We start from the raw sequence: 13,024 nt of genomic DNA, 5'->3' as shown, positions 1-13,024 counted from the left end.
AGTCTAATTAATCGCATTTGATAATAATTCTGCCAATTCAGGTGGATTGGATTTTTGGATAATCACCTCTGGAGTCTTATGCCAAATTGCCAGTCGTTTTATGGCTGTCGTAACGTCCTTTATCATTTCATCGGTTATCTGAACTTGAGGTTCAAGGTGGAAGCTTTTAATTTCAAAGAGTCGTTCTCGCCTGTGCGCTTTGGGGTCTAGCCGCCCGATCAATTTTCCTTGCCATAAAATCGGCAAAGAAAAATAGCCATATTGCCGCTTGGAAGCAGGCGTATAACATTCGATAGTATAGTTAAAGTCAAATAATTCCCTTGCTCTATTCCTGTCCCAAACCAGCGGATCAAACGGCGAGAGCAAGGTAGTATGGGTTGCTTCTAGGCTGCCTTTTGCTGCTTGCTCAATTAGCGGTTGATTATCAGAGTGGTAATAGCCGGAACTATCCCAGCCTTCTATCTCGATTAATTCAAGACGGTTTTCTGAAACCAGCCTTTCGAGTAAGGGTGGTATCTCCTTCTTTTTTAGCCTGAAATAATCTGCAATCCAGCGTGGATGTGTAATGCCGAGTGCTTGAACCGCTTTAAGTACCAATCTTTCAATTACTTCGGCATAATCGGGTGTGGAAGAATCCTCCCATTCGGGCAAAACTCGCTCCCTTAGCTCATATACTCGGTGGAAATTTGAGCGTTTCGCAATCATTAACTCTCCTGAATTAAAGAGGTATTCGAGTATAATTTTTTCCGGCTTCCTATCCCACCAACCGCCGGCAGTTAATCCCTCTTTTCGTGAAAAATCAGCGGAACGTACCGTTCCATTATTGCGTATATGTTCCAACACATATTCTATTTCGGCTTTATTTTCTTCAACCCAAGCAGAATCGGGATGCCATCCCTTGCGCTTATCCAGAATTAAACGGCGGTAAAGGGGATAGTCCTCAATTGGTAAAAAACAAGCTTCATGCGACCAATATTCAAAAAGCTGACCTTCCGCCAGCAGATTTTCCAGCAATGTCGGATTATAATCACCAAGCCTGCTCCATAGCACCAAATAGGGGCTTCGCGCTATAACATTGATAGTATCAATTTGTAAAATTCCCATCTGTCGAATGGTGTTAAGTACAACTTCCTTGTCAGGGGTAGCGGTTGGAGGGTTCAGCAAGTTTTGAGTAGCCAACATAATCAGTCGTACCGAGTCGCGGCTCAATTTCATATGCTCAAATCTCCTTTAATTTATCTCATATCGGGAGATATTATATAGCATCTTGATTAATTAAAAACCGGGTTGGAAAATGTTCCTCCCGGCTGTGTTTATTTGATAAAAGAAATAAAAACTAAAAACTCAACTGCTAAATTTCCTCTTTAAAACGACAGGTAACTGAAATCCTTGCTTTTCATTGTAAACATCGATAAAGCGAATAACTTCCGAGCATAAAGCTAACACATCATCGCTTTCTCGACTTCCCAGACCCACTCGGTGTACCACAATTTCTTGCTCATTACGCCGTTCAAAATGCTCAAGAATTGCTGTACCAAAGCCTCCGTTTAATTCGCCACGTTCTAGCGTTATTAAACGCCTAAAGTGGTGCGCTACTGCATTCAAGAGTGGTTCGTCCAGCGGACGCGCCCACCTTGCTTCCAACAGCGCGGCATCGTGTCCCTGCTTTTCAAGTTCTTCCACGATGTGCAAACCAACTTGCACACTATCTCCAAGAGCAACTAACGCCACTTCTTTGCCTTGCCGGAGCATATGCCCTTTACCAAGACCGGGGATAGGTCCGAGGTTTGGTTTGACGATAGCTTTGCCAAACTCGAACGGGATGTAACGAATAACGGTTGGTCCCTCTTCATGGGAGAGAGCAGTTTTAAGCATCTGGCGTAGCTCAATCGTATCGGATGGCTCACCGATATTCAAACTTGGAAGAGTCAAAAGTACCGATAACTCATTTACGGCTGCCGGTTGCCAAGTTTGCCCGTTTTCTTTGCCGGCGATAAGTACACAGGTAATCGGTAAATTAGCCGCGCAAGCCGCCGACAACCCGGCATAATTGCGAGCAAGATCGGTTGTGTTCATTATTACCAATGGATGATAACCCTGCGCGATTAAATTAATAGAGGTAGGTACAAGGTCTTGTAAAAATTCCCCTAATCCAAACAGGCGAGGCGGGTACTTGTTCCCTACTTCCCACGCTATTTGTGCCAGTAGGTTTCCCGGTGTGGGAAAATTATGAGTTGCCTGCCCAGAAGCTAGAAACATCACGTTTCGATTAGACTTGAGTAGGTCAAACAGGCAATGGCGTAAGCCATCACCCTCATAAGTGATGACATGGGGGAGTTTGCGTGGTACAGTTTGTTTGTTTGCATTTCGGCTCAAGGCAACTTTCTCCTTTCGAGCCAGGTGATTACCCGAAATCTGGAGATATATTCTTGCGAACTAATACCGAAATATTATCCTGGGATTCTCCAGATTATTTTGTTGGGCTACCAGTTTATATTGTTGTTTTTATTATCGATTAAAATATATTAACTAACTAAATGGTACTATTAAGTCTCAACAAACAGATACAACTTTAGGGCTTAGATGCTGTAACAATACTTCTGCGAAATTGTTAGGTCGTTCAAGCATAAGAAAATGCCCACAATCGGGAAATGGCACAAGCTTTGCTGTTGGTTTGAAACGTTTAATGTTGTACATTCCCTTTGGAGGAATTGTGCCATCTCTATCACCCACTACCAGCAAAAGAGGTGCTTTAAGCTCACCAACTTCTCGATGGTAGCGTTCCAGATTAACAGGAGTAAGTGAGGAAAGCGCTAATTCACGTGCTATACGTATATCCGAAGCAACCATATCGTTGATAATAATTTGTTCATAGCTGCTTTCGATGGGGCGTGCTGCTAACTTACGGATGGTTAATTGCCGCAAACCCGGTAATTCAAGGATACGTTTTATGTTTACAACTAGTTTGATAAAGGGTACAAGTATTTCGCCCTTGCGATCCTCGATTTCAAAACTTCCGCAATTTACGATAGTTAAGCTTGCCAATTTGCCACGCGACTCTAAAATAGTAGCGAGATGTGTTGCTATAACAACGCCCAGTGAATGACCCACCACATGTAAAGGCTTATCCAACAGTTCCAGATGTTCGATTAATTCAAGCGCTTCGTTGCTGCCGTTATCAATTGTGCCTTTATATGTAGCTGGTAATGGTTTTTCTTTTGAAAGGCTGCGTCCGATACCCGGTTGATCATAAGTTAGGGTTTGAAAACGGGACGAAATCCTTTTTACTGTTTCTTTCCAATATCGCGCTGATGAACACCACGCATTAATGAATACAACAGTGCCTTCCGGTTCTGCGGGTGTACTTAATTCATAAAATATAGGGTTATTAGCTTGTCCTATTTTTACGCTAGGCATTATATTATTACCAAGTTCTAAACGGGTCGTAGCCGCCAAAGCTAAGGGCAGAAACGAAAGCTACGACTGCGATTAAGCCGTTGCCCGTAAGCAAATATTTTTTATATTGTGTATGAGTGGGGTTCTGGTATAGTGGACGTTGTGCAAAAAATTGTAATACTAGAGCTACCACTTGTATTAACGCTATCCAGTAATGCCCGATAGCTGCAAGATAAACTACATATACTGCTTGTGACAAGTCAATATAGATGTAAGAGACCCACAAGGCTTTTTTCACGCCGAGCATCACCGGCAACGTGCGTAAGCCTAGTTTCTTATCTCCTTCGATACTTTTCAGGTCGTTTAGTACCAGTAAACCGGCTGCTACAAAGGCATTTACCAAAGCTACCACGAGTATTTCAGTTTTGAAAGGACCAAAAACCATATTACCTGTAATCCAAGTCATCAGGTTATAGCCTAATCCTACTGAAAGTGGTCCGGTTATGCCGTTGCGCTTGAACTCGAAGGGCGGGATACTGTACATTGCGCCAAGCGCTAGACCTAGAATAGTCAATATTATGATAAACCCGGAGTTTTGACCGCCTAGCAAGCCCAGCAAAACTGCCGAAAATATTGCCAGTAATGCTATCACCGTAAAGTTTAGGATTGCGCCATTTAAAGTTACCAACCCAGCCGGAATCGGACGTGTCGGTTCATTAATGGCATCTAGTTCACGATCGAAAAAGTCATTGATGGATTGGCTGAAACCGATGGTGAGTGGTCCTACCAGAATTGAACCGATAATTATCAGCCCAAGTGTTTGCCAATCCAATTTCATTCCGCCACTTGCTACAGCGCCACTTATAAAGCCTTGTGGACCTGCTACCCATGTTACCGGATCGAGCAAGTCCAGATGACCTCGCAAGGTAGATTTTGCAGGTCGCGGCGTATTAGGCTTATTTTGAGCTAATGTTTCTTGTGATCCCATTCTCAGCAATTTCTTGTTTACAGCATATTTTTTAAGATTATGAGTTTACTACTGACCTCATATTCAGATTATACTACTCAAGTGTTACTTTGCGGTAGTCTAAAACACAAACTATACGGAGCAAACCTTCGTGAAAGTAGATGGATTTTAAGATGGAAATATCTAAAAATAAGATTTCCAAAACAGGCAATATGTACATTTGACCGGGTTGGGTAGTGGTGTTACATTAGGCGCAATAGGATTTGCCCCAATTATTTCAGTAGTTAGAAGGTATTTATAGGGGAAGAAATGTTCTTTAATGCTTAGGATGTTATAGAGACGCTGCGCGGGTGCAACCCCGCATTTTTTTATTCAAAAGATGAATCAAAGAATAACGGATGATTGTTCTCTTATATTATAGACTAAAGTAATAAGGCTTGAAAACAGCCTTTTAGCCCTTTTTTAAGTTCCTTTTTCTAGTAAAATACAGATTCGATAGATATGAAAAATTACTATGAGTTACTCGAACTAAATATAGGGGCGCAACCCGAACAAGTAAAGGCAAACTATCGGCGGTTAGCCAAGAAATTTCATCCTGACTTGAATCCTCATAATCCTAGGGCGGCAGAGCAATTTCTGGCTATACAACAGGCTTATGAAACTCTTGGCAACCCTCAAAAACGGCTTACCTATGATTCCACTCTTCAGAAAAACGCTACATCAAATAGTGTTGAATCTGAAGACGATTGGCTTGGAGTTCGCGCCTATACTGCTGCTGCCGCCAAAACTTACCAGCAAGAGGCGCGTTCAACCCCCAAACGCCGTACTATGAGTAAGCCTCACATGCCACGCCCTTCTTATCTGAATTACCGAGTAAGAATTACTTTACAAGAGCTTTTTAAGGGGGCTAAACGCACTATCAATGTTGGGCAAACCCATACCTGTGGGCGTTGCAAGGGGGCGCGTGTATTACCCCACATGGCTCAAACCTGCCCTCGTTGTGATGGTAACGGGTTTTTGGTTTCTTACGAAATACTGGAAATAAATATCCCACCCGGAATGTTACCGGATATGTCGATGCGAATAGAAATGCGGCATTGGATAGATAATGTTCCGCATCCCCTGCATATGCCCTATGCCACCAGTATTCACGTTTTGGTTGAACTATTGCCGCATCCACAATTCCAGATAGAAGGGCGCGACTTATATACCAGCGTTGAAGTGCCTTTAGAGGTTTTAGCAAAGGGGGGAGAATGGAATTTACCCGCGCCGGAGGGAGGCGAACTAATATTTAAAATACCGGCACACTCTCTTAGCGGTGATACTATCACACTCAGGAGGCATGGGCTTTTGAAAGGTTCTTCACATCGGCGCGGCAACCTGTACTGCAAGCTAATTCCCAAACCCCAATGAAATTTGGCTACTTTTGAAGCACTTGGTAATCGAACGGTAGTTGGAACTGCTCAATTTTCTGGATTATTACATCTTCAAGTCCATCGGGTAAGCTAAGCCTTATCCGCGCTATTTGGTCGGCATAGCCAAAATTACGGACTATTTCGGGTGTTATATGGTAAGTATGAAATTGTCCATCGGCAATAATATCGAAGAAAACAGCCGTTTTGGAAGCGATGTCGGTTGAACTATTAGCTAACCAAGTTACTTCACCCTGATAGGCACGCCCTTTTGAGGCAACTTTCATTGTAATATCCAACGAACCTAATTGAGCCGCCGCAAGTGTAAAATCGGGGCTTTGCAGCAAAACACCCCGCGAGGCGTTGACTGACAGACCAGTATCTTGCGAGACCAATGAACCTGTATTATTCAGGTCAAACCAGTTACCTGAAACAGCACTACCGGAGGTACCACGTACAAAATTCCAGCTAAGAAAAGATTTGCTCTGCTTTAATACCTCGTTGCGTTTTAGCATAGCATCCACGATTTCGGTATGGTTAATCAACCGATTCTCACCTTTGTATTCGAGGAAAATAGAATTTTTAAGGCGATCTTGCAAAATAGGCAGTTTGCCAACCTTTTCTACATCAATAGTGCTGTTTTTGTAGAGTAACCGGATTGCATCAGTATATCCATTTCTGAAAATTAATGCCCCGCTATTACTATCAAGAACACCCTCACTCACAATATGCGTATAGTTTGGTACATTAGGTACCACTTTTTTGGTTAAATTCAGGATTTGACGTGAGGTATTACCGGCATCTAGCCATTGTTGTATTCTGGCAGAACTGGTTGCGCCATATGAACCAAGCAAAGCTATTATCGCAATTACTCTGAGCCAGAAACCCAATTCTATAAAAGTTCGGGTTTTTGGTTGGGTATAGGTTGTAAAAGGAGCTATGATTGCCCCGATAAAGATAGCAAAGCCTGCGCTCGGTAAATAGGTAAAACGTTCTGCGGGTAGCGTAAATAGTACTGGTAAAAGAAAGAGAATTATCCAAAGGAAGCCAAAACCGGCGGAGCGCAAGGTATGGTAGGGCGGTGGAGGAAGCTTTGGAGCAACCGGCACGTCAATAGGTTTGGGCGCGAGTTGGATTTGAGGGAAGTTAGGAAAATTCGGATTTTCCAACTTACCCTCAACAGGCAAAATGGGTTTGGCTACTTCGGAATCAAGGGGCAAACCATGTTGTAAGCGAAATTGCTCCCATTCTTGAACAATACTTAAAGCTATGAACGCAATAATAAGCCCAACCAAAACTAGTCCGGTAGTGCCTGAGAACTGAAAAGGTGTACTTATCCAGTTTGTGTAATTGCTTATGAACAGTCCAAAATCCAGCTTTTGTCCTGCCTCGCCTCCATACCCACCCAGACCTTTAAAAAGCGCAATTCTGAGAATCAGGTATGCAAGAGAAATGAGAAAAACCGGGATATAGGAAATAATCAAGCGTTGCAATGCTACTCTTGAAAACTTTTTGTGTTTCCAAAAGAAATCCAGCCCTCCGGTTACAAAATCATATGACAACAACCCCAGCGGAATAGCTATAGCGGCTTCTTTACTGAGCAGCCCAAATATAAATAGACTTGAAGTTGCAATATACCATTTTAAAGCATGTTTAGGATGTTGCCGATACCTTATCCAGCATAATAAACTGCCAAGCGCAAAAAATGTTGCCAGTAAATCGCCTTGCCCACTTATCCATGCAATCGGTTCGCTATGAATTGGCTGGAGCGCAAACACCAGCCCGGCTACCCCTCCTACCACTATTCGTTTGCTTATCAACCAACCGATTAAATAAATTAGCCCTGCATTAGCGGCGTGTAAGGCTACCGAAACCAGATGCCAACCTGTTGGGTTATCTTGAAAAATTAGAAATTGAAAATAATACCCAAGTCTTACCAAAGGACGATAAAACTGCGCTCCTATACCCCAATCACGCCCAAACCAACTCAAGTTATCGACAAATGAAGGATGGGTAAAGGTAAGTTGCCCTAGAAAAATATAATCATCGGCGAGGAATGTAACTCGCCGAGTAATTGAGTAAAGCAAAGCGGCTGAGAAAACCGTTAACAACAGCCAGATAATTGCAGGTAACGTGGAAAATCTATGATTCAAGGTTGCGGGAATAACTTGCGCCCTGTTTTGAAGATTATCCTGAGAAATGATTGACAAATATCCTCCATCTAAATGCAGACTGGACGTTGGCTAGTGTGTGCCGGCAAGCGACTTGAGCAGATTTCTGGCAATTACCAGCCTTTGAATCTGGCTTGTACCCTCGTATATTTCTGTAACCTTTGCATCGCGGAAGTAACGCTCAACCGGATATTCTTTGATATATCCGTAACCGCCATATATTTGTACGGCATCGGTAGTTACTTTCATAGCGGTTTCGCTGGCGAACAGCTTTGCCATGCTGGCTTCAAGCCCCACGCTTTTGCCTTGGTCGCGCTGGCTTGCCGCTTTATGTACCAGCAAACGTGCTGCTTCTATCCGGGTTGCCATATCCGCTACCATAAACTGAATCGCCTGAAAATCATATATTTTATGCCCGAATTGTTGCCGTTCGTTGGCATATTGCAGAGCAAACTCGTATGCGGCTTGTGCAATACCCAACGCTTGCGTTGCAATTCCGATTCTGCCTCCGTCCAGCAATTGCAAAGCAAGTTTAAACCCCTCTCCTTCATTTCCGAGCAGGTTTTCAACTGGGACTTCACAATTTTCAAAAATTATCTCAGTGGTATCGCTGGCTCGCATCCCTAATTTGTCCAGTTTTTTACCAACCTTGAAACCGGGAAAACTTTTTTCTACTATGAAGCAGGAAATCCCGTTGGAACCCTTCGTTTTGTCGGTAACGGCAAAAGCCAGATATATATGCCCAGAAATGCCACTGGTAATAAACATTTTGGAACCGTTTAGAAGGTATTTATCTCCCTGCAAGGTGGCTGTAGCACGCATTTTAGCGGCATCGCTTCCGCTTTCAGCTTCGGTGAGGCAATACCCGCCTAGCTTTTGACCTTGTGCTAACGGTATCAGATACTTGCGCTTCTGCTCAGTTGTGCCGAATTTCCATATACCGTAGCAAGTTAGCGAGTTGTTTACCGACATAGCGGTACTGAGAGCGGGATTACCCCGCGCTATTTCTTCTAACGCTAACACATAGCTAACCGTATCTACCCCTGCTCCGCCCCATTCTTCGGGTATGAGCAAGCCCATCATGCCCATTTCGCCGAGCTTTTTCCACAGGGCAGTAGGGAACTCCTGCAATTCGTCAAAATGGGCAGCGGTAGGTAAGAGTTCTTTGTCGGCAAACTCGCGTGCTACTTGGCGAATCATTTCCTGTTCTGAAGTAAGCTGTAAGTCCATTATTTTGCCGTTTCCTATTGGTTTTTCAATTCGCGCAGCAAAAGACGCGCAATGACAATTCGCTGTATTTCGGAAGTACCTTCGCCGATTTCGCAGAGGCGAATATCCCGGTAGTAGCGCTCGACATGATATTCTTCTACGTATCCATAGCCCCCATGTATCTGAATCGCCTGATGACAAGCACGCTCACCTACTTCGCTGGCAAACAATTTTGCCATTGCCGCTTCCTTGCTAAAAGGCAATTTTTTATCTTTTAACCACGCAGATTGGTAAATCAAGAGGCGTGCTGCTTCAAGTTGAGTTGCCATATCCGCCAGCTTAAATTGAATTGCCTGAAAATCGCTGATAGGTCGCCCGAATTGGTGGCGTTGGGTGGAGTAGCGAAGCGCGGCTTCATATGCGGCTCGCGCAATACCCAGCGCCATTGCGCCGATACTGATGCGACCAGAATCCAGAATTTGCATAAACTGCCTGAAGCCATCATTAGGTTGTCCCAGAATATTCTCTTTGGGAATACGGCAGTTATCAAAGAAAAGTTGGCTGGTTACAGAGGCTCGCAACCCCATCTTCTCTTCGTTTTTACCATAGGTGAAGCCGGGGGTGCCTTTTTCAATAATAAAATTCGATATACCCCGCGCCCCTTTGTTTTTATCGGTCATTGCGGTAATAATTACAGTATCTGCAAGGCTACCACTGGTTATCCAGTTCTTGGAGCCATTAATAACCCACTCGTCTCCATCAAGCACAGCAGTAGTGCGAGTACCTGCTGCATCGCTTCCGGCGTTAGTTTCTGAAAGACCAAATGCGCCGATTTTTTCGCCCCGCGCCAACGGTATCAGGTATTTTCGCTTTTGTTCTTCCGTACCAAACAAATAGAATGGAGCAGAGCCAAGAGAGGTATGTGCTGCTAGAATAATTCCGGTGCTACCACAGGCACGGCTGATTTCTTCAACCGCCATAGCGTACATTAGGGTATCACCCCCTGCCCCACCCCATTCTTCGGAATAAGGCACCCCTAAAAGCCCTAATGCTGCCATCTTTTTGATATTTTCCCATGGAAATTCGTGGTTCTTATCATAATAAAGAGCTTTAGGAGCTATTTCTTTATCAGCAAAATCACGAACAGTATTTTGGAAAAGCTGATGTTCTTCACTAAGCTGGAAATCCATATGTTTGCACTCCTCGCCACTCCAATGTGGCTTTTCGCACTATTTTTGTACTTATCCTTCGCAACAGCTCAGCCATTTTACCATTTTTAAAATCCGGTTGCATGCCAAACCGTGACTAGCCTAGCCTAGCAAAATAGCAAACCATATGAATGGTCGAAGTTATGGGTTAAGCCGAATAGAAGTAACTTCACATAAATAAAATCGTCTTCACAGTGCATCGGTGTGCCTACTCATACAAAGCCCCTCCGTTAAGGGCTGAATCCTTTTTTGTCCACAATTTTACACCTATCTATACACCAAACTGAAACAATATATGTGGAAAAACCACTTGAAAAGTGAATAGAAAAAGGGGTAGAATAAAAGGTCAGCCAAAAGACGCACAAAATGCTGCTGCGATTATTGGCGCTTACTGCTTGGGCATATCCGATAACCTACTGGTTGCCCTAAATCGAATAGAAAAATCAAAATTGGTTTTGATTTGTCGAACTTGAATTTAAGGGCGGCAGAACTATTTTTATTTATAGGGCTAACCGTTTACGGCTATCGAAGTTTTACCGGCTAAAGGCGATGCGTATGAATGGCTTTGTGCCTAACTACATCGAAGAAATTAAGCGACGCTTAAGCGTGGTGGATCATATTTCCACGCGAGTCCCGCTTAAAAAATCCGGGAAAAATTATAAGGGTCTTTGTCCTTTTCACGGTGAAAAATCCGGGAGTTTTTTTGTATTCCCTCAAACTGAGAGCTACTATTGTTTCGGTTGCCATGAGTCCGGCGATATATTTACCTTTACGATGAAAACCGAAGGGTTGGAATTTAACGAAGCCCTGGAAATGCTGGCGAAGCGGGCGGGAGTAGAATTACCTGAACGCCAGCCACAAATCGCGCCCGACCCCGAAGTCCAATCCCAACAACAGCTTAAAGAACGTCTTAAAGAAATAAATGCAGCGGCGGCAATCTATTTTAGCCACTTGTTGCTCAAATCTAATGAAGGTCAGGCTGCTCGCGCCTATTTGTCAAAACGCGGGGTAACACCAAAGTCTATTGAATTGTTCGGGCTTGGTTATGCTCTGGATAGCTGGGATAATTTATTCAAATATCTTACCGCTAAAGGTCGCTTCTCACCACAAGAATTGGTGCAAGCCGGGTTGGTGGGCGAAAGAGAAAATGGGGAAGGTTATTACGATAGGTTTCGAGGTCGGCTGATTTTTCCGATTAAAGACAGGCAAGGACAGATAATCGCTTTCGGCGGTCGTGTGCTTGAAGGTGCCCCTTCCGATGCGCCAAAGTATCTGAACTCGCCTCAGACTTTTCTGTTCGACAAGAGCGCCACGCTTTATGGGTTTGACCTAGCGCGGGATAGCATCCGCCGCAGCGACTGTGCGGTAGTGGTAGAAGGCTACATGGATGTTATCGCTGCGCACGAAGCAGGTTTTAGTAATGTAATTGCGCCTTTGGGAACGGCTTTGACCGAAAAGCATGTTGTATCATTAAAGAAACTTACCAAACGTATAGTGCTGGCACTTGATGCCGATTATGCCGGACAGAAAGCAACCTTGCAAGGCATTGAAGTGTTAAAACGAGGTTTTGATAGCTATAGCGTAGCGGTTCCTAACCCCAAAGGGCTGATTCAGTTCGAGCAACAACTCGATGCCGATATAAGAGTAGCGATTTTACCGACGGGCAAAGACCCAGATGAAGTGGTTCGCGAGAATCCCAACCGCTGGAAAGAAATGATTGCTCGTGCTGTTCCGGTAGTAGATTACACTTTTACCAGTGTAGCTGCTTCAATGGATTTAAGTAATGCGCGAGGCAAAAGTGAAGCAGTTGAAATCCTTATTCCGGTAATTCTGGAAGTGCGCGATCGTATAGAGCGTGAGCATTATATCCAGAAACTGGCGCGAATAACCAATACTGGCGCGGATTTGCTATATGCGGAGTTAAAGAGGGTTTCAAGAACACAATATTCCAAGCCTTCTATCGAAAAAACTACGAACGATAACGATAGCGATGTTTCTAGTGTTGATATAGCTACAGGTGAAGGAACACCGCCACCTGTTATCCAAATAGGAACACGCCTTCAACTAGATTATGAGGATAAACTCCTTGCTTTCGTGTGGCGCTACTCGAAAGCCCTCGATATTATAGGGCAAGAGGGTAAACAAATCTCTCCTGATGATTTTAGAAAAGGTGAAAACCGATTTCTGTATGAATCACTAATTGAAGCCAAGCAACATGGGGTTTCACTCGCTGAAATAGAAGAATCCTTTGCGCCAGAGATAGCAAGCTATTTTGCACAGCTTATGGCTGATGTAAATTCGCAACCGGAACTTGACCCCTACGTTGAGGTAAGTGCGGCTTTTCAGTTTCAACTGAGGCGTTTGCGTAACTCTAGAGCGATGGATTTCGTACCAACATTAGTAGAGATGCAACGTAATTGCGAAGAGTCTGCAAATACTGGCGAAAATGCGGATGGAACTAGAGAAAATATGTTGGAAAATGAAGATGAGATTTTCCGGCAAGCCGATAAGCTTAGGGTAGAAATTTTTAATAACCAACCCAGCCTGAGTGTGGTTTTTAAGGATAGTCGTGATCGGTAATTAGGGGGTTAATAAAGAATTATAGTTTTGTGTGGGTACGGGCTGAAGCAAACCAACTTAAACAAGGGTCTTTATTGGCGC

The 13,024-nt window shown here is 43.8% G+C and carries 9 protein-coding genes; 2 read left to right on the top strand and 7 right to left on the bottom strand.

All coding sequences use genetic code 11. The annotated features are described in order from the left end of the window. Positions 1-3: 3 nt before the first annotated feature. The 4 genes from WCK19_RS07495 to bchG form a co-directional block, all read right to left on the bottom strand. A complete protein-coding gene (locus WCK19_RS07495) occupies positions 4-1,215 on the bottom strand; it encodes a crosslink repair DNA glycosylase YcaQ family protein (protein WP_342396751.1) in 1,212 nt (403 codons plus the stop codon). Between the two features lie 129 nt (positions 1,216-1,344). Then, entirely contained in the window at positions 1,345-2,376 is a 1,032-nt protein-coding gene (locus WCK19_RS07490) for a transketolase C-terminal domain-containing protein (RefSeq protein WP_342396750.1), read from the bottom strand. A 177-nt stretch (positions 2,377-2,553) separates the two neighbouring features. After that, the gene (locus tag WCK19_RS07485) at positions 2,554-3,417 is read right to left on the bottom strand and encodes an alpha/beta hydrolase (protein WP_342396749.1); all 864 of its coding nucleotides are present in this window, start codon (positions 3,415-3,417) and stop codon (positions 2,554-2,556) included. 7 nt (positions 3,418-3,424) lie between these two features. Then, positions 3,425-4,384 (bottom strand): (bacterio)chlorophyll synthase, encoded by a 960-nt coding sequence (gene bchG / locus WCK19_RS07480; protein WP_342396748.1) that lies wholly within the window; start codon positions 4,382-4,384, stop codon positions 3,425-3,427. A 480-nt stretch (positions 4,385-4,864) separates the two neighbouring features. Between bchG and WCK19_RS07475 the strand changes: the two genes are divergently transcribed. Then, the gene (locus WCK19_RS07475) at positions 4,865-5,776 is read left to right on the top strand and encodes a DnaJ domain-containing protein (protein WP_342396747.1); all 912 of its coding nucleotides are present in this window, start codon (positions 4,865-4,867) and stop codon (positions 5,774-5,776) included. Between the two features lie 7 nt (positions 5,777-5,783). Here WCK19_RS07475 and WCK19_RS07470 read toward each other — a convergent pair whose 3' ends face one another. The 3 genes from WCK19_RS07470 to WCK19_RS07460 are packed head-to-tail and all read right to left on the bottom strand — an operon-like array spanning position 5,784 to position 10,345. Then, on the bottom strand, positions 5,784-7,985 hold the full coding sequence (locus tag WCK19_RS07470) for a hypothetical protein (protein WP_342396746.1): 2,202 nt from the start codon (positions 7,983-7,985) through the stop codon (positions 5,784-5,786). Between the two features lie 33 nt (positions 7,986-8,018). Continuing rightward, positions 8,019-9,176 (bottom strand): acyl-CoA dehydrogenase, encoded by a 1,158-nt coding sequence (locus tag WCK19_RS07465; protein ID WP_342396745.1) that lies wholly within the window; start codon positions 9,174-9,176, stop codon positions 8,019-8,021. A 14-nt stretch (positions 9,177-9,190) separates the two neighbouring features. After that, positions 9,191-10,345, bottom strand: a complete 1,155-nt coding sequence (locus tag WCK19_RS07460; RefSeq protein WP_342396744.1) for an acyl-CoA dehydrogenase — start codon at positions 10,343-10,345, stop codon at positions 9,191-9,193. Positions 10,346-10,918: 573 nt separating this feature from the next. Between WCK19_RS07460 and dnaG the strand changes: the two genes are divergently transcribed. Then, positions 10,919-12,943: a DNA primase gene (dnaG, locus tag WCK19_RS07455; RefSeq protein ID WP_342396743.1), complete on the top strand. Its 2,025-nt coding sequence runs from the start codon at positions 10,919-10,921 to the stop codon at positions 12,941-12,943. Positions 12,944-13,024 lie beyond the last annotated feature (81 nt).

The sequence above is a fragment of the Candidatus Chlorohelix sp. genome (assembly GCF_037138995.1).
In the GTDB taxonomy this organism is placed as follows: Bacteria; Chloroflexota; Chloroflexia; order Chloroheliales; family Chloroheliaceae; genus Chlorohelix.
Note: the sequence above shows the minus strand (reverse complement) of the source record. Positions and strands in the feature narration are given on the sequence as shown.

Bases quoted from the DNA above. Each gene is read 5' to 3' on its own strand.
- WCK19_RS07495 (WP_342396751.1), bottom strand. From the start codon at position 1,215: ATGAAATTGAGCCGCGACTCGGTACGACTGATTATGTTGGCTACTCAA.
- WCK19_RS07485 (WP_342396749.1), bottom strand. From the start codon at position 3,417: ATGCCTAGCGTAAAAATAGGACAAGCTAATAACCCTATATTTTATGAA.
- bchG (WP_342396748.1), bottom strand. From the start codon at position 4,384: ATGGGATCACAAGAAACATTAGCTCAAAATAAGCCTAATACGCCGCGA.
- WCK19_RS07475 (WP_342396747.1), top strand. From the start codon at position 4,865: ATGAAAAATTACTATGAGTTACTCGAACTAAATATAGGGGCGCAACCC.
- WCK19_RS07465 (WP_342396745.1), bottom strand. From the start codon at position 9,176: ATGGACTTACAGCTTACTTCAGAACAGGAAATGATTCGCCAAGTAGCA.
- WCK19_RS07460 (WP_342396744.1), bottom strand. From the start codon at position 10,345: ATGGATTTCCAGCTTAGTGAAGAACATCAGCTTTTCCAAAATACTGTT.
- dnaG (WP_342396743.1), top strand. From the start codon at position 10,919: ATGAATGGCTTTGTGCCTAACTACATCGAAGAAATTAAGCGACGCTTA.